Source organism: Paraburkholderia flagellata, from assembly GCF_021390645.1.
Taxonomy (GTDB): Bacteria; Pseudomonadota; Gammaproteobacteria; order Burkholderiales; family Burkholderiaceae; genus Paraburkholderia; species Paraburkholderia flagellata.
In genome coordinates, this window is sequence record NZ_JAJEJT010000003.1 from 68,221 (window position 1) to 84,677 (window position 16,457).

The 16,457-nt window shown below is 61.8% G+C and carries 15 protein-coding genes; 13 read left to right on the forward strand and 2 right to left on the reverse strand.

The features are described 5' to 3' along the window. Positions 1–80: 80 nt before the first annotated feature. A complete protein-coding gene (locus L0U83_RS23990) occupies positions 81–860 on the forward strand; it encodes a hypothetical protein (protein WP_233886680.1) in 780 nt (259 codons plus the stop codon). Positions 861–913: 53 nt separating this feature from the next. Here L0U83_RS23990 and L0U83_RS23995 read toward each other — a convergent pair whose 3' ends face one another. After that, positions 914–1,705 carry a 3-hydroxybutyrate dehydrogenase gene (locus L0U83_RS23995; protein WP_233886681.1) on the reverse strand — a complete coding sequence of 264 codons (792 nt, stop codon included), beginning with the start codon at positions 1,703–1,705 and terminating at the stop codon, positions 914–916. A 23-nt stretch (positions 1,706–1,728) separates the two neighbouring features. Next, entirely contained in the window at positions 1,729–3,129 is a 1,401-nt protein-coding gene (locus L0U83_RS24000; RefSeq protein ID WP_233886682.1) for a GntP family permease, read from the reverse strand. Between the two features lie 345 nt (positions 3,130–3,474). Between L0U83_RS24000 and L0U83_RS24005 the strand changes: the two genes are divergently transcribed. The 12 genes from L0U83_RS24005 to L0U83_RS24060 all read left to right on the forward strand — a co-directional run bounded on the left by L0U83_RS24005 (position 3,475) and on the right by L0U83_RS24060 (position 16,454). Further along, positions 3,475–4,944, forward strand: coding sequence for a sigma-54 interaction domain-containing protein (locus L0U83_RS24005; protein ID WP_233886683.1), 1,470 nt, complete (start codon positions 3,475–3,477; stop codon positions 4,942–4,944). A gap of 87 nt (positions 4,945–5,031) precedes the next feature. After that, a complete protein-coding gene (locus L0U83_RS24010) occupies positions 5,032–5,505 on the forward strand; it encodes a hypothetical protein (RefSeq protein WP_233886684.1) in 474 nt (157 codons plus the stop codon). A gap of 969 nt (positions 5,506–6,474) precedes the next feature. Continuing rightward, on the forward strand, positions 6,475–6,903 hold the full coding sequence (locus L0U83_RS24015; protein ID WP_233886685.1) for a PAAR domain-containing protein: 429 nt from the start codon (positions 6,475–6,477) through the stop codon (positions 6,901–6,903). An 85-nt stretch (positions 6,904–6,988) separates the two neighbouring features. After that, on the forward strand, positions 6,989–7,549 hold the full coding sequence (locus tag L0U83_RS24020) for a lysozyme (protein ID WP_233886686.1): 561 nt from the start codon (positions 6,989–6,991) through the stop codon (positions 7,547–7,549). Beyond that, positions 7,533–8,018, forward strand: a complete 486-nt coding sequence (locus L0U83_RS24025) for a lysozyme inhibitor LprI family protein (RefSeq protein WP_233886687.1) — start codon at positions 7,533–7,535, stop codon at positions 8,016–8,018. The genes L0U83_RS24020 and L0U83_RS24025 overlap by 17 nt, the downstream gene beginning before the upstream one ends. A 211-nt stretch (positions 8,019–8,229) precedes the next feature. Next, positions 8,230–9,132, forward strand: a complete 903-nt coding sequence (gene rbsK, locus L0U83_RS24030) for a ribokinase (protein WP_233886688.1) — start codon at positions 8,230–8,232, stop codon at positions 9,130–9,132. Continuing rightward, positions 9,129–9,527 carry a D-ribose pyranase gene (gene rbsD / locus L0U83_RS24035; RefSeq protein ID WP_233886689.1) on the forward strand — a complete coding sequence of 133 codons (399 nt, stop codon included), beginning with the start codon at positions 9,129–9,131 and terminating at the stop codon, positions 9,525–9,527. Before rbsK ends, rbsD begins: the two co-directional genes overlap by 4 nt. Before the next feature lie 19 nt (positions 9,528–9,546). Further along, the gene (locus L0U83_RS24040) at positions 9,547–11,046 is read left to right on the forward strand and encodes a sugar ABC transporter ATP-binding protein (RefSeq protein ID WP_308445069.1); all 1,500 of its coding nucleotides are present in this window, start codon (positions 9,547–9,549) and stop codon (positions 11,044–11,046) included. Positions 11,047–11,090: 44 nt separating this feature from the next. Next, positions 11,091–12,050 (forward strand): ABC transporter permease, encoded by a 960-nt coding sequence (locus L0U83_RS24045; RefSeq protein ID WP_233886691.1) that lies wholly within the window; start codon positions 11,091–11,093, stop codon positions 12,048–12,050. A 107-nt stretch (positions 12,051–12,157) separates the two neighbouring features. After that, the gene (gene rbsB, locus L0U83_RS24050) at positions 12,158–13,132 is read left to right on the forward strand and encodes a ribose ABC transporter substrate-binding protein RbsB (RefSeq protein WP_233886692.1); all 975 of its coding nucleotides are present in this window, start codon (positions 12,158–12,160) and stop codon (positions 13,130–13,132) included. A 198-nt stretch (positions 13,133–13,330) separates the two neighbouring features. Further along, the gene (locus L0U83_RS24055; protein ID WP_233886693.1) at positions 13,331–14,362 is read left to right on the forward strand and encodes a substrate-binding domain-containing protein; all 1,032 of its coding nucleotides are present in this window, start codon (positions 13,331–13,333) and stop codon (positions 14,360–14,362) included. Positions 14,363–14,492: 130 nt separating this feature from the next. Then, the gene (locus L0U83_RS24060) at positions 14,493–16,454 is read left to right on the forward strand and encodes an amylo-alpha-1,6-glucosidase (protein WP_233886694.1); all 1,962 of its coding nucleotides are present in this window, start codon (positions 14,493–14,495) and stop codon (positions 16,452–16,454) included. Positions 16,455–16,457 lie beyond the last annotated feature (3 nt).

Here is a 16,457-nt window from a genome sequence, read left to right on the forward strand (position 1 = left end):
ACGAAAGTTTTTTCCCTCAGTCTACGGTCTGCATTGACCGTGTGCCTGTATTCACCGATCAGGTTGCGCGAGGGACCACAATGAACGCATTGGACAACGAACGGCCGCTCGATGAAATCGCGCGGGTAGAAGTGCAGAGTGCGCAGGCGCTCGCCCAGTCGATGGACGACGACGGAGTGGGCGTGCTTTACGACATCGTGCCGGCCGCGATTCTCGCAAAGCTTCGCAACGGGGTAGCCGAACTGGTCGAACAGGACGGCAACCGATACTTCGGCTTTAACGGCGCGCAATGGATTAGCGGCACCTGTCTTGCACCGCTTTTCGAAGACGCGGGACTGCACGCGTTATTGCGCCAGCTGTACGTGCGCAAGATGGGGACACTTCCGCCCAGTGACCGGATTTACCCGGTAATGCGGGTGCTTTCAGGAAAACAGGGAATCCGTCATTCGAACATTTTCCACTACGACTCGTATGCCGTATCGATCTTGCTGCCGGTTTTGATTCCCAATGACCCAGGCAAGCAGACGGGCCATCTCGTGATGTTTCCGAATCTACGCAATGCGCGGCGGTTTGCGATCATCAATATCGTCGAGAAGGCGATTGTGGAAAAGCTGCTCGGAAGGATTTGGCGCTTACCGCTTATTCAGAAATGGCTTGCGGCCAAAGTTGTGACATTGGAGCCGGGCAATCTTTACTTCATCTGGGGCTTGCGCTCGTTGCATGCGAATCAGGCCTGCGCGCCATCCAGCATTCGGTGCACGGTGCTATTTCACTTCGGCGACCCGCACGAAAGCAGTGTATTCAAAGGGCTCAGCCAGCGGCTGCACGCCATGAAGCTGCGGCGCATGGCGCGCGAATGACGCGTTGTATTGCCAACGCGCCAACACGCATCGCTCACGCGCCGCTGCCGCTTTTACTGCGCGAGCCAACCTCCGTCCACCTTGAGCTCAGCGCCGCGCATCTCGTTGGCCGCCTCCGAGCACAAAAACGCCGCTACGCCGCCAATTTGCTCGACCGTCGCAAAGCTTGCCGACGGTTGCTTTTCGCCGAGTAGTTTCAGCGTGGCGTCTTCGATGGAAATCGCCTCGCGGTGGGCCAGATCGTCGATCTGCTTCTGTACGAGCGGCGTGAGCACCCAGCCCGGACAGATCGCATTGACGGTCACGCCGCTGCGCGCCGTCTCCAGTGCGGCGACCTTGGTGAGCCCGATCACGCCGTGCTTGGCCGCGACATAGGCCGACTTGCCAACCGAGCCCACCAGCCCGTGTACCGAAGCGATATTGATCACGCGTCCCCAACCCGCCGTGCGCATGATGGGAAGTGCCGCGCGCGTCGCGTGAAACGTCGCGCTCAGATTGATTGCGATGATCTGATCCCAGCGCTCGACCGGAAAGTTCTCGATCGTTTCGACGTACTGAATGCCCGCGTTGTTGACGAGGATATCGAGGCCGCCGAACGTGCTCGACGCGAAAGCCACGAGGGCTTCGATTTCGGCAGGACGGCTCATGTCCGCGTTGTGATGCGCGGCGCGCACGCCGGTCGCTTCGATCTGCGCCAGCGCGGGTGCGGGATCGCCGAAACCGTTCAGGACGATATTGGCGCCTGCGCGGGCCAGCGCCGTCGCAATGCCAAGACCGATGCCACTGGTTGATCCGGTGACGACGGCGGTTTTTCCGGCGAGGGAGAGCGTGTCGGGAAGATGCATAGTGAGCCTGGAATGAATGCCGGTTAGACGATGCCGGTCAGATAGAACACGGCGATAACGAAGAAGACCGCGAGCGTCTTGATGATGGTCACGGCGAAAATGTCGCGATACGACTCCCGGTGCGTGAGGCCCGTGACCGCGAGCAACGTGATGACCGCGCCGTTGTGCGGCAGCGTATCCATGCCGCCACTCGCCATCGCCACTACGCGGTGCAGCACTTCCATCGGAATGTGCATGGCCTGCGCGGTCTTGATGAAGGTGTCCGACATGGCGGCGAGCGCAATGCTCATGCCGCCCGACGCGGAGCCCGTGATACCGGCGAGCGCCGAAACCGACACGGCCGCATTCACGAGCGGATTCGGAATGGCCTTGAGCGCATTGCCGATCACGAGAAAGCCGGGCAGCGCTGAAATCACGCCGCCGAAGCCATACTCGGATGCCGTATTGAGCGTGGCGAGCAGTGCGCCGGCGACTGCGGTTTTCGTGCCGGTCGCGAAGCGTTCCTTCACGCGGCCAAACGCCGTGATGATGGCGAGCAGAATGCCGAGGAGCAATGCGCCCTGAACGGCCCAGATGGCCACGACGCTTTTAACGGGCACCGTAACGGGCGCATGAATGCCGGGCAGCACGTCAGGCGCAACGGTGAAGCTGTCACCGTACCACTGCGGAATCCACTTCGTCAGCAGGAAGTTGGCGACGCCAACGAGCACGAGCGGCGCAATGGCCAGCGCCGGATGCGGCAGATTACCGGTTTCGACGCGTTCCGGTTCGTTCACGAGCGAAGTGCCATAGCCCTCACCCTTTGCCACGGCGCTGCGGCGGCGCCATTCGAGGTAGGTGAGACCGACCACGATGATGAAGACCGAGCCGATTACGCCGAGCCACGGTGCGGCCCACGCGGTGGTCTTGAAGAACGTGGTGGGAATGATGTTCTGGATTTGCGGCGTACCGGGCAGCGAATCCATCGTGAACGTGAATGCGCCGAGCGCGATGGCGCCAGGCATCAGGCGCTTGGGAATATTGCTCTGGCGATAGAGTTCGGCGGCGAAGGGATACACGGCGAACACCACGACGAAGAGCGACACGCCGCCATAGGTGAGCAGCGCGCAGACCGCGACGATCACGGCATTGGCGCGCGAACGGCCAATGTAGCGGATGGCGGCGTGCACGATCGCTTCGGAGAAGCCAGATAGTTCGATCACCTTACCAAAGACCGCGCCGAGCAGGAACACGGGGAAGTAGAGCTTGACGAAGCCGACCAGCTTTTCCATGAAGATGCCGGAGAAAACCGGTGCGACGGCGGCGGGATCGATCAGCAGCACGGCGCCTAGTGCGGCGATGGGCGCGAAGAGAATGACGCTATAGCCGCGGTAGGCCACCAGCATCAGGAACGCCAAAGCGGCGATCACAATCACAAAGGACATCTTGTCTCCAGTTGGTTTATTCGTGCAGGTCTGTTTATTGTTCGCGCGCGCCGAAGCCGGCGCGACCGCGCAATAGAGCACGATATGTGCCAGCGGCCGGGGAGCCTTGCGCGAAGCGTCGCGGCGAAGGGCAGAGCGCGCGCAGGGGGTGCAGCGGGAAGGTTGCGGCGGCAACGCGTCTCGTAACTGAGACGATATTGGCGACGAAGCGCGCCGCCGCCCGCAATTCCCCACGAAAAGCCCCGAAATTTCAGAGCGCATGCGGCAATCTCATTTCTGGGATAATTCGTCCCGAAATTGAGAATTCGCGGGCCATGCCCGGCCACGACAGAAGAAAAGAATCGAATGGAAATCGAAACGAACGCCCTGCTGGCCGACTACGACCACGTGCGCAAACTGGCGATGCAATCGCTCTTTCAATCGCTCGACAAGTTCAGCGAAGGCACCGTGATCGTTGATCGCAACGCTCGCGTAGTGTGGATCAACCGGCACTACGCGGCGCGCTTCGGCTTTGACGATCCCACGGCGGTGATCGGTCTCGATTGCGAAACCGTCATTCCTAACAGCATGATGCGCGACGTCGTGAAAGGGGGTGAACCCATTCTGCTCGACATTCTCGAAACTGATAGAGATCCGATCGTCGTCACGCGTTTGCCGATCAAGGACGATAACGGCGAAACGATCGGTGCAGTGGGCTTCGTACTATTCAACGAACTCAAGGGGCTGTCTCCGCTTTTCAGCCAGTACGCACGGCTGCGTGCCGAACTGATCAGCACACGCCAGTCGCTCGCGCAGGTGCGTCGCGCGAAGTACAGCTTTTCAAGCCTGATCGGCACGAGCGCCGCAAGCCTCGAAGTGAAACGCCAGGCACGCCGGGCCGCGCGTCTGGCATCGCCGGTGCTCCTGCTCGGTGAAACGGGCACGGGCAAGGAACTGCTTGCGCACGCCATACACGGCGCATCTGGACGCGCGGACAGTCCGCTTGTGACGGTGAACGTCGCCGCGATTCCCGACACGCTGCTGGAATTGGAGTTCTTCGGCGCGGAGGCGGGCGCGTACGCGGGTGCGGAGCGCAAGGGGCGTATCGGCAAGTTCGAACTGGCCCAGGGCGGCACGCTCTTTCTCGACGAGATCGGCGACATGCCGCTCGCGCTGCAGGGCAAATTGCTGCGGGTTCTGCAGGAACAGGAGTTCGAACCGCTCGGGTCGAATCGCATCGTGCGCACCGACGTGCGCATCATCGCGGCGACGTCGGCGGATTTGCCCGCGCTCGTGGCGCAGGGCCGGTTTCGCGCGGACCTCTATTACCGGCTCAACGTGCTGATGATTCGCGTGCCGCCGCTGCGCGAGCGCCTGGCGGACATCGAGGCGATGGCCTATTCGATCCTCGACAAGCTGGCGGTGGAAAGCGGAGCGGGGCATCTCGAACTCGACAAAGATGCGCTTGCGGTGCTGTGTGCGTATGGCTGGCCCGGCAACGTGCGTGAGTTGCGCAATACGCTCGAGCGTGCGGTGCTGTTATCGGATAGCGAGCGCATCGATGCGCGTTCGCTCGCGCGCTTCATCGGCGACGGGCGTGGGCAGCGTGTCGAGAGTGAGGCACGCGACGCGGCGGCCAATCTGCACGTCACGCCCGACCATGCCACTGCGCAGCAATATCAACAGTACGACGAAGCGATGCGCGATTTCGAACGCCGCTTGCTGACCGATGCGTTACGCGCGGCAGGCGGTCAGGTGACGAAAGCCGCCGCACAGATCGGCATGGCGCGCGCCACGCTGTACCGGCGCATCGTTGCGCTCGGCATCGAGGTTTAATGCTGTTCATCCAGGGTTTGCCCCGATCAATATATGCAAAGCGCACGCCGTAATACCTGTTTTTAGATCGAGGCTGACCCGTTGGAGATGAAAACGCTAACGTTTGCGCGGAGACTACGGGTAGGCGGCGACTGCGCTCGCCTCACGCTTGCAGTTTTTGTCGGCGTCCTCGCGGGATGCGGAAATTCCATTTCAGATTCGGACATCCAGTTCGTCACTGCCGCAATGCCAACGCAGTTCGAGGCGTTGCGCATGTACGGCGCAGTGCCCTTTCGCGACGGCTCAATCGGTCTGTCCACTCATGGTCCAGCCCGGCTCCAGCAGGGCTGCGAAGCGGTCATTCGTTCGGCAAGGGGCCCTTTTCGTGAGTCGGTGGTCCTGGATAGCGAATCGGCCGAGTACTTCGAACTCGATATTTCTCGTACGCCTGGCGGATGGACTGTGACAACGGACGGCCTTGCCGAACCGAGTAGCAACTCTGTGGGGCTTCGCACCCAGTTCACGAACTGCCTGACCGCTATAAAAGACAAACTTCGGGCTCAGCCGGATACGGTGCAGTGAGCCACGGCATCTATGTTCTAGCTAACGTGTACCGCATTGCGAACAGATACCTGAAGCCGTGGGCGGAGCATTGGACTGAAAAATCAAAAAATCATAGGGTGTGATTTTGCTGACGCTGTTCTGGATTGTGACACGGGCAGAATCTGCAACACATCTTTCGCCGCGTTGGCCTACGCTGTTTGGTGCAGGGATGGATTACGTCTCCGTCCGTTTCTGCGTCGTTTCAGCAAGCTGTGACGACTTGTTCGTCTGTAATCCTCGTTGAAGGGCGGCTCTTCAGGGCCGCCTTTTTTTCTTGACGGCGCGCTGTACGAGCCAGTCTGTCAACGCCCGCTTACCTTCACTCTCCCTGTTTCGAGCGGGAGGACCTGAGCCGGAGCGGGTGCGGTGTCACACCAAAGTCCTTTCCCGGGCGCCTGCACCAAAGAAAAACTGGCTGGCGAGATCGCACGATCTGTATGTCGTACTGGACCCGCGTGACGTTTGCTTCGAACGTATCGCCATGCTGTTCGACAGGGCCGTACGCGCACGTGACTGTGCGGGAGCAGCTGAGGTGCGCGTCGCGCATCGTTGAGCTAGCGAGGCAGGCTGCGAGGGATTACCCCGAGTATCAACTGCATATGCGTGCTTGACTGGAATCAGGCAGCGACCTGCTTCCTTTCTGTTCCATGTGAAATTCATCGTACTACAAATCAATTTAGGAGTAGTCCGATTGTCGGTTTCCAGTCTGTCCGCAGAGTATAAAACTTCGCCGGGCGCATTGCCGCGCTGGTTTTCTACACGGAGGTACGGAAATGCTGGAGCAGCAAATGCATAACAAGTGGAGTGCGGAATGAGACGAGTTTGGTGACAAAAAACGACGGCGGGCGGTGTCGTGCTCGACGGTATCGATAACTGCACGCGCCACGGCACGCCAATCACGTTCATCGGCGCGAAGATAGCCGTTTATCTCGGACACCGGGAGTAAGCATGTTTGATCGACTTGTAGCGGACTATGACCGCACCACTACGGGCGGGGTGTTGATTGGCCGGAGCAACTACTTTAACGAAGAAGGAAAAATGTACGCCCGTAAGGAGAGTCATGCGACGTGCGGAAACTGCAAAGGCGGATGGCCGATTTACGGCACTACTGGCGACTGGATGGATGAAGGCTTCCCGTTAGCGAAAGACATGGACGGCGTTCTGTGTCCATGCGGAAAGAACTTTGTCCTCGCGGCGGGTAACTCCAATGCGTTCTATTCGGAAAGCAAGGACAAAGCGCAAACCGAAACGTACGTAATATTGCGCAAACTGACACTTACGACGAACAGTTCACGCTTCGCGATGCAAAGGGGTTGCGGCTTGCAGAAATGTACTACACCGTGCGCATGCCTTCGGGCGAACTGCGGCACGGCGTAACAGATTCGCAGGGACGCACTGAGCGCTATGAAACAAAAGACGCTCAAGCCATCCGAATCTATCTTGGTCAAAAGCAGGAGTCGTAATGCCTGACGCACTCGCAACCGCAGTATCAAACACCGATCCCGACTCGAACGTCACGGCATATACGCAACGCTTGGGCAAGCCGTGGAAAATGTCCGAAGACGGCGTTAAATTTCTTGAGGGCTGGGAAGCGTATAGCGCCACCATATATGACACGGATGGAAGCAAGGCCGGGAACGCCACGGTGGGCTATGGTCACTTGGTACACTTGGGAAAAATTTCCGGCGCTGCGTCCGAGAAGCCTTTTCAAAAAGGAATTAGCGAAGCGCAAGCGGAAGCGCTTCTTCGGCAAGACATTGCATGGGCTGAGAGGACCATCAACGACGCGATTAAGGTGCCGCTGTTTCAGTTCGAATACGATGCCCTGGTATGTTTTATGTATAACTTGCAGCATCACGGAGACGCACTCCTCGATTTTGTCAATACGGGGCAATACAACAAAGTCGGCGACAGGATGCGGACATACGCAACGTCAAAAGGCCACCCAATTAAGGGCTTGCTCAGGCGTCGTCATCGCGAAGCAGAGATGTTCGAAGCGGGGGTTTATGATTCTTCGCACTAAAGTCCTATATGCGCTTGCACTACTGCCTATCATTGCTAGTGCAAAGACCGTGTACTCAGGCGAGTTTGATTACCACAACTTCAAGTCACCAGTAGCTTCATTTTCCGGCCGAACACAGGCGGAAGTTGCGCGTATGTGCAACACAGGCGAGCACGCGAGCAACGATGACTTGGCGCAGTGCTCGCACCTGAAATTTAACTACGCGAGCAGCCAACTGGAAAAGAAGTTGAAGGCAATACGTTCCAGGAGCGAAAACAACGACAAGTCACTAAAAACCGATGGCGAACCGCCATCGTCGCCTTACTTCGAAAAGGCACAAGCTGCTTGGACAACGTATCGTGACAACGAATGCTATAGCGAAACGTACTCTATGGGCGCAGCGGCGGAGCGTTACATTTTCTTTTGGGAGTGTATGGCGAACATCACGAAAAGCCGCGTAAAGGAGCTAGACGAACTGTTGAAGTATTAATCGATGGCCCGACAGTGCACCGCCGTCCCGGCCTCGCTCGTACCCGTGCGGTTGGTCATCAAAAAACGGGGACATATTCCCACGCATATCCGGTAATACCCTGGGTCTATTTCACCCGCGTGAGGACTCTGGTATAACTGCGCTCCCAAGCTGATTACGTTTTAGCACGGCAAAAAATCGCAGATGCGGGAAGCCGTGGAAAGGGAGTGCAATGGCGCGCGTAGTGGTGGTGGGCAGCATCAACATGGACATGGTCGTCGCGACCGACACGTTTCCCCGGCTCGGCGAAACGCTGTTCGGCACGCATTTTTCGACGCATCCGGGCGGCAAGGGCGCGAATCAGGCGGTCGCCGCGGCGCGTCTTGGCGCCGAAGTCACGATGATCGGCTGCGTGGGTGCAGATGCCTTCGGCGGCGAAATGAAAGCGACGCTCGCGCGTGAAGGCGTCGATATCGCCCACGTGAGCACGGGTCGTGAAGCGACCGGCATTGCCTCGATCACGCTTTCGGGCGGCGACAACGCGATCATCGTCGTGCCCGGCGCGAACCACGAGCTTTCTGCCGAAGACATCGACCGCGCAAGCGCTGCGATCGCGCAGGCCGACGTCGTGCTCGCGCAACTCGAAGTGCCCTACGCAACAGTGCTGCACGCCGCGCGGCGCGCACGCGAGCATGGCAAGCCTTTCTTTCTCAATCCTGCACCCGCAGTCGAACTGAGCGGCGAGCTGCTCGAGCTGACCACGCTGCTCACGCCAAACGAGCATGAACTCGCGACCGCGCTGCAAACGCCAGAAGGTGCGTGGGCCGAGGTCATCGCGCGTTCGCCCGTACGCATCGCCATGACGCACGGTAAAGACGGCGCGTATTACACCGACGCGAATGGCGAACTCGTGCATCAGCCGGGCTTCGCTGTCGAGGCCGTCGATACGACCGGCGCCGGCGACACCTTCAACGGCGCACTCGCGGCGTTCTGGCATCTCGGCATTGGCGAGGCCGTGCGGCGCGCGAACGCCGCGGGCGCGCTTTCCGTGACGCGCGCCGGGGCGCAGGGCGGCATGCCCACGCTCGCCGAACTCGAAACCTTCCTGAACACGCAAGCCCGAGATTCGCAGTGAAAAAATACGGACACTTGAATCGCGATATCGCACGCGTGCTGGCCCGCATGGGCCACACGGACAGCCTCGTGATCGCCGACTGCGGGCTGCCGGTGCCCGACGGCGTGGAATGCATCGACGTCTCGCTTGCGGCCGGCGTGCCCGACTTCTTCGCCGTGCTCGACAGCGTGCTCGCCGACTTCAAGGCCGAGCGCGCCGTGTTCGCGAGCGAGGCGCAGACCCACAACGCGGCCGTGGTGGCGCGCAGCCGCGACATGGCCGCCGCGCGCATCGCCGTGGAAAACGTGCCGCACGAGGAGTTCAAGCGCCGCTGCCGCGAGGCGAAAGCGGTGATCCGCACTGGCGAGTGCAGCCCCTATGCGAATGTGATCCTGCATTCGGGCGTGATCTTCTGAGAGGTCCAGGATGCAAGTGATGATGCAGGGGATCGGCAAGGCGTTCGGTCCGGTTCGGGTGCTCGAAGGCGTCGATTTCCGCATCGAGGCAGGCGAGATCCACGCGTTGATGGGCGAGAACGGCGCAGGCAAATCGACGCTCATGAAAATCCTGAGCGGCGTGTATCAAGCCGATGCGGGCGAGATCCTCGTCGATGGACGCGCGGTGCTGATCCGCAGCACGGTCGAGGCCGAACGCGCGGGCATTGCCATCATTCACCAGGAATTGAACCTCATCCCGCAACTGACGGTGATGGAGAATCTCTTCCTTGGCCGCGAGCCGAGCCGCTTCGGCATGGTCGATACCGCAACGATGCGCAAGGAGGCGCGCAAATGGCTCGACAAAGTCGGCGCGCAGCGTATCGATCCGCAGACGGAGGCTGGGCTGCTCTCCATCGGTCAACAGCAGCTCGTGGAAATTGCCAAGGCGCTTTCGCTGAACGCACAGGTGCTCGTGATGGACGAGCCGACCGCCGCGCTCACGAACCGCGAGATCGAAACGCTCTTCGAGATCATGCAGTCGCTCAAGGCGAGCGGTGTGGCGATCGTCTACGTCTCGCACCGCATGGAGGAGATCTTCCGCGTGTGCGACAAGATCAGCGTGCTGCGTGACGGCCATTTCGTCGGCGAGCGCGCGATTCGCGAGACGGGTTTCGATGAGATCGTGCGGCTGATGGTGGGCCGCGAGATTGGCGAGCGTTTCCCGAAACGCAGCCATGCGCCGGGCGAGGTGCGCCTGAGCGTGGCCGGTCTGGCGGACGAAGGGCATATCGAAGGCATTACGTTCGATGTGCGCGCGGGCGAGGTGCTCGGTATCGCGGGTCTCATGGGCGCGGGCCGCAGCGAGATTCTGCGCACGCTGTTCGGCGCGAACCGCAAGACCGCGGGCTCGGTGACGCTCGACGGCAGCGCGCTCGACGTGCGTGACGCGTCCAGTGCGATTGCGGCGGGTATCGGCTTCGTCACGGAAGACCGCAAGCGTCAGGGCCTCGTTCTCGGCATGTCGGTGCGCGAAAACGCGACGCTCGTGCATCTGGACCAGTACGCCACGCTCGGTTTCGTCAACGAGCGTGCGGAGCGCAGCGCCGTCGACGGCCTCATCAAGCAGTTGCGCGTGCGTACGCGCGACGCGGAACTGGATGTCAAGGCGCTCTCGGGCGGCAATCAGCAGAAAGTCGTGTTCGCGAAGTGGCTCGCGCAGCCGCCTAAAGTGCTGCTGCTCGACGAGCCCACGCGCGGCGTGGACGTGGGCGGCAAAGCCGAGATCTACACGATCATCAATCAGCTTGCGGAGCAAGGCGTTGCCATTGTGATGGTGTCGTCTGAACTGCCCGAAGTGCTGGCCATGAGCGACCGCATTCTCGTCATGCATCAGGGGCGCCAGAACGGCATCTTCGAAGCGGCCAACGCCACCCAGGAACTGATCATGACGGCCGCGGCGGGCGGCGATGTGGCTGCGGCGCGCGCCGTCGCTGCCTGAAGCGCTCGCGCTTACCTATTCACAGCAATCTCGAGAGACATGACATGTCGCAAGTGACCCTCACCCCCGGCAGCAGGGCGACGCTGCAAAAGCTCGGCCCCTTCGTAGCACTGCTGATCATTGCCGTGGCGCTCTCGATCGTGAGCCGCGACTTTCTCACGGTCGACAATCTGCTCAACGTGATGCGGCAGGCGTCGATCAACGCGCTGATCGCGTTCGGCATGACGCTCGTGATCCTGCTCGGCGGCATCGATCTCTCGGCGGGCTCGGTGCTCGCGCTTTCCTCGGTGATCATCGCGACGCTGCTCAGCGCCGGCACGCCCGCCATCGTCGCGACGCTCGCCGGTCTCGTGGCTGGCGGCGTGATGGGCTTCGCCAATGGCCTCGTCATCAGCAAGGGCAAGGTCGCGCCGTTCATCGCCACGCTCGGTTCGATGACGGTGCTGCGCGGTCTCGCGCTCGTCGTCTCGAACGGCAGCCCGATCAGCAGCTTCAACAGCGACTTCTTCTCGCTGCTCGGCGGCGGCTATGTCGCGCGCCTCGTGCCGATTCCCGTCGTGCTCATGCTCGTGATGTTCGGCGTGTTCTGGGTGCTGTTGCGCAAGACCGTATTCGGCCGCCATATCTATGCGACGGGCGGCAATGCCGAATCGGCAAAGCTTTCCGGCGTGAAGGTCGATCGCATCCAGCTGTGGGTCTATACCATCGCCGGTGTCATGTCGGCGCTCGCAGGCGTGGTGTTGACCTCGCGTCTGAACTCCGCGCAGCCAACCGCGGGTACGGGCTACGAGCTCGACGCCATCGCGGCGGTCGTGCTGGGCGGTACGAGCCTCACGGGCGGCCGTGGCTGGATCTTCGGCACGCTCGTGGGCGCGCTCCTGATCGGCGTGCTCAACAACGGCCTGAACCTGCTCGACGTGTCGTCGTTCTATCAGCAGGTCATCAAGGGCATCGTGATCCTGCTCGCCGTGCTGATCGATCGCGGCAACAAGAAGTCGTCGTAACACCCATGCCACGCCACGCTCGATTCGCGTGGCGCGGCAGTTTTGTATCGATAGTTATCCTGAGTTTTTTGTCTCCACACACTCCACATATAACGAGGAGGAAGACTATGCATAAGCACACTTCGCCGTCGGTCTCGAAGCTATTTGCGGCGCTCGTCGCCGGCTCGCTCGCGCTGGGCCTCGCGGCCTGCTCGAAGGAAGGTCCGGGCAGCGCTGCCGACGCGGGCGCGAGCGGCGCGTCCGCGGCAGCGCCGGCTTCGGGCGGCGCGGTCACGGTCGGCCTGTCGATCTCGACGCTCAATAATCCGTTCTTCGTCTCGCTCAAGAAGGGCGCCGAAGACGAAGCGAAGAAGGACGGCGTCACGCTCATCACCGTCGATGCGCAGAACGATCCTGCGAAGCAGCAGGCGAGTGTGGAAGACCTGATCGAAAAGAAGGTCAACGTCATCCTCATCAACCCGACCGATTCTTCGGCGGTGGCCAACGTCGTGAAGGAAGCGACGAGCAAGGGCATCAAGGTAATCTCGCTCGACCGCAGCGTGAACGGCGCCGAAGTCAGCTCGCATATCGCTTCCGACAACAAGGCGGGCGGCAAGATGGCCGCAGACTTTCTCGCCGACAAGCTGGGCGGCAAGGGCAACATCGTCGAGCTGCAAGGCATTCCGGGTTCGTCGGCGGCCAACGAGCGCGGCGCCGGTTTCGACGATGAAATCGCGGCAAAGGGCGGCGTGAAGATCATCACCAGGCAGCCTGCCGACTTCGATCGCGCCAAGGGCCTTTCGGTGATGGAAAACATCATTCAGAGCAACAAGGACATTCAGGGCGTGTTCGCGCAGAACGACGAAATGGCGCTGGGCGCGGTGAAGGCGCTGCAGGCGGCTGGCCTGAAGAATGTCGCCGTGGTCGGCTTCGACGCCACCGACGACGCGATCGCCGCAGTCAAGGCCGGGCAGATGGCCGCCACCGTGCAGCAGCAGCCCGAACTGATTGGCCAGTATGGCGTGCAGACCGCGAAGCAGTTGGTGGACGGCAAGCCGGTCGACAAGTTCATCCCGGTGCCGTTGAACCTGTACAAGCAGTAAGCGCATTTTCAGGCGCGCGCGAAGCGTAGTACCATTTGACGCGAAGATCTTCGCGTATGCGCGCGCTTGGGAAGCACTGAGCGCCCCGTGCCACACGGGGCGTTTCGTTTGGGGATTTGCCCTTCCTCACAGCCGGGTTGCCGGCTCTTTGCTCTCGCGTTCACCCGATCCCAAACCCACACCCAGCAGGAACGCCGCGTGTCCCAGTTCGAGCGTCTGACTATTGACGACATTGCCCGCCTCGCGGAGGTCTCGCGCACCACGGCCAGCATGGTGCTCAATGGCAATGCCGAGCGCTACCGCATTTCGGCGGCAACGGTCGAACGCGTGCTGCAGGTGGCGAGGGACCATCATTTCACGCCGTCGCAATCGGCACGCTCGCTGCGCTCGCGGCGCAGCAACACGATCGGCCTCGTGATTCCCGATCTGACCAACTCGGCGCACGCCGCGCTCGCTCAGGCCATGGAGTGGCAATGCCGCGAGCGCTACCGGTATCAACTCGTGATCGTGACGAGCGACGAAGATCCGGTGCGCGAGACCGAGGGCATTGCGCACCTGGTCGCGCAGCAGGTGGACGGCGTGGTAGTCGTGCCGTGCACGGCCGATGCGCCGCGCTACGACAAGTGGGTCAAGCGTTTGCCGATTGTGTTCGCCGATCGCCGCGTGGCGACGAGCGCCATTCCCTACGTGATCACCGACGCCGCCGAAACCGTGGCCGCTTTGGTGGGTGAGACGATCGAGCAAGGCGCGCGTGAAGTGGTGTTTTTCGGCGGCCAGCCAGAACTCTCGCCGAGCCGCGATCGCCTGGCGGGCTATCGGCTCGCGCTCGAACGGCATGGCATTGCGGAGCAGGGCGATTGGGTGTTTCAGCGCGACTATCAACGGGAGTCGGGCTATGCGCTGATGAAAGCCTGGTTCGAGGCGCATGGGCGCTATCCCGAGGCGCTTTTTGCCGGTTCCATTACGTTGCTCGAAGGCTTGCTGGCGTTCGTGAACGAAGCGCACCAGCTCGCGCAGGCGCCTGAGCGCGTGATGACCTTCGACGATCATCAACTGCTCGACTGCCTGCCGATTCGCATCGACGCTATCGTGCAGGACAGCGGCCAACTCGCGGAACATAGCCTGCGTTGCGTGTTTTCGCTGCTCGAAGGCGTTGGCGCGCCCGAGTCCATTCAGGTGCCCGCGCAGATTCACTATCGGCAACGGCGCGGGCAGCCTGCTCGCACGTAAACGAAGCGGCGCTGTTCACGTCGCCCGCGCCGTTATAGCGTGGACCCCGCCGGCTTTCGGCTCGCTTCCCGGCAGCGGCAAGCCGACGGGAGTATCGTTGCGCAGGTGATCCACGAGGGTAGGACAACCGATGACGCGTCTTGACAGCCCCATCGATACGGACCGCTTCGACGACGAATGGCTCGAAGCTGACGGCGCTGGCGGATTCGCCTCCGGCACCGTGGGGACCGCACGCACGCGCCGTTATCACGCTCTGCTGCTCACGGCCAGGCAGCCGCCCACGAACCGCGTAGTGCTCGTGAACGGCATCGAAGCCTGGCTTGAGGACGGGGAGCGCAAAACGGCGCTGACGATGCAGCGCTACGCGCCGGATCTCCTTTATCCCGACACGTCGAAAAGCATCGCAAGCTTCGACACATCGCCGTGGCCCACGTGGCGCTACCGGCTGGACGGCGGCGGCGTGCTGACAGCTGAAGTTTTCGTTGCGAAGGCGAGTCGCGAGACGGTACTGCGCTGGCGGCTCGAAGCACCGTCCGGAGCGCGCGGCGCACTGCTGAAAGTCCGGCCGCTGATGTCGGGCCGCGATTATCACGCGTTGCACCACGAGAATTCCGCGTTCAATTTCGATGCCCAGATCGACGGTGAGCATGTGCGCTGGCAACCGTACGGCGATCTGCCTGCCATTGTCGCGCGCTCGAACGGCTGCTATACACATGCGCCGGATTGGTATCGCAACTTCTGCTATACGCGCGAACGAGAGCGCGGTCTCGACTGTATCGAGGATCTCGCGACGCCGGGCGTATTCACCTTCGATCCCGGCTTAGGCGACGCCGTGATGATGTTGCGCGCGCAACCATCATTCGACGTGGGCGATACCTCGCATGAAGGCAGCGAAAGCGCCGCGAACCGAGCGCAATGGCTCGCGGGCTCCGAAGAAGTGCGCCGGGCTTCGCTCGGCTCGCGGCTGCAGCGTTCGGCCAGTGCCTATGTCGTCGCGCGCGGCGACGGCCGCACGATCGTCGCGGGCTATCCGTGGTTCACCGATTGGGGCCGCGACACGTTCATCGCCATGCGAGGTCTCTTGCTCGCGAACAAGCGTTACGAGGAGGCTGGCGCGATCCTGCTCGAATGGGCGGCGACGGTTTCCGAAGGCATGCTGCCAAATCGCTTTCCCGATGCGGGTGGTACGCCCGAATATAACTCCGTCGATGCGTCGCTGTGGTTCGTCGTGGCCGTGCACGACTATTTCGCCGCCGCGAATGTGCCGCCCGAAGCACGCCACGTGTTGCAAGGCGCCGTCGACGCGATCATCGAAGGCTATGCGCGCGGCACGCGCTACCAGATCGCAGTCGACCCAGGCGACGGCCTGTTGCGAGCGGGCGTGCCGGGCGTACAGCTCACCTGGATGGATGCGAAGGCGGGCGACTGGGTGGTCACGCCGCGCATAGGCAAGCCGGTCGAAATACAGGCGCTGTGGATCAACGCGCTGCGCATCGCCTCGGCATGGGATGCGCGCTGGCGCGAGCTCGAAGTGCGCGCCAGCGCCGCGTTTGCCGCGCGCTTTGTCGATCCGTCCACGGGCGCGTTGTTCGACGTGGTCGACGTCAATCACGTGAACGGCACGGCCGACAGCTCGATTCGGCCGAACCAGATCTTTGCGGCAGGCGGCCTGCCCTTCGCGCTGCTGGAAGGCGATTCGGCGCGCGCGGTCGTCGCGCAGGTTCAAACGCATCTGCTCACGCCCATGGGGCTGCGCACGCTCGCGCCCTCGGACCGCGCGTATCGCGGGCAATACCGTGGCGGCGTGCTGGAGCGCGACGGTGCCTATCATCAGGGCACCGTCTGGCCCTGGTTGCTCGGTCCCTTCGTTGACGCCTGGCTGCGCGTGAACGGCGATACTGCGGTGCAACGCTCACTTGCTCGCGAGCGTTTCGTCGCGCCGCTGCTCGCGCATCTCGAGCGCGCCGGGCTCGATCATATTTCCGAAGTCGCCGATGGCGATGCGCCGCACCGGCCCGGCGGCGCACCGTTCCAGGCGTGGTCGCTGGGCGAACTGCTGCGCGTTCTCAAACGGCTCGAGGACACGGCTTAGCTC

Coding starts and splice junctions, on each gene's coding strand:
- rbsB (WP_233886692.1), top strand. CDS start 12,158: ATGCATAAGCACACTTCGCCGTCGGTCTCGAAGCTATTTGCGGCGCTC.
- L0U83_RS23990 (WP_233886680.1), top strand. CDS start 81: ATGAACGCATTGGACAACGAACGGCCGCTCGATGAAATCGCGCGGGTA.
- L0U83_RS24010 (WP_233886684.1), top strand. CDS start 5,032: ATGAAAACGCTAACGTTTGCGCGGAGACTACGGGTAGGCGGCGACTGC.
- L0U83_RS24020 (WP_233886686.1), top strand. CDS start 6,989: ATGCCTGACGCACTCGCAACCGCAGTATCAAACACCGATCCCGACTCG.
- L0U83_RS24045 (WP_233886691.1), top strand. CDS start 11,091: ATGTCGCAAGTGACCCTCACCCCCGGCAGCAGGGCGACGCTGCAAAAG.
- L0U83_RS24015 (WP_233886685.1), top strand. CDS start 6,475: ATGTTTGATCGACTTGTAGCGGACTATGACCGCACCACTACGGGCGGG.
- L0U83_RS24060 (WP_233886694.1), top strand. CDS start 14,493: ATGACGCGTCTTGACAGCCCCATCGATACGGACCGCTTCGACGACGAA.
- L0U83_RS24025 (WP_233886687.1), top strand. CDS start 7,533: ATGATTCTTCGCACTAAAGTCCTATATGCGCTTGCACTACTGCCTATC.
- L0U83_RS24000 (WP_233886682.1), bottom strand. CDS start 3,129: ATGTCCTTTGTGATTGTGATCGCCGCTTTGGCGTTCCTGATGCTGGTG.
- L0U83_RS23995 (WP_233886681.1), bottom strand. CDS start 1,705: ATGCATCTTCCCGACACGCTCTCCCTCGCCGGAAAAACCGCCGTCGTC.
- rbsK (WP_233886688.1), top strand. CDS start 8,230: ATGGCGCGCGTAGTGGTGGTGGGCAGCATCAACATGGACATGGTCGTC.
- L0U83_RS24040 (WP_308445069.1), top strand. CDS start 9,547: ATGATGCAGGGGATCGGCAAGGCGTTCGGTCCGGTTCGGGTGCTCGAA.
- L0U83_RS24005 (WP_233886683.1), top strand. CDS start 3,475: ATGGAAATCGAAACGAACGCCCTGCTGGCCGACTACGACCACGTGCGC.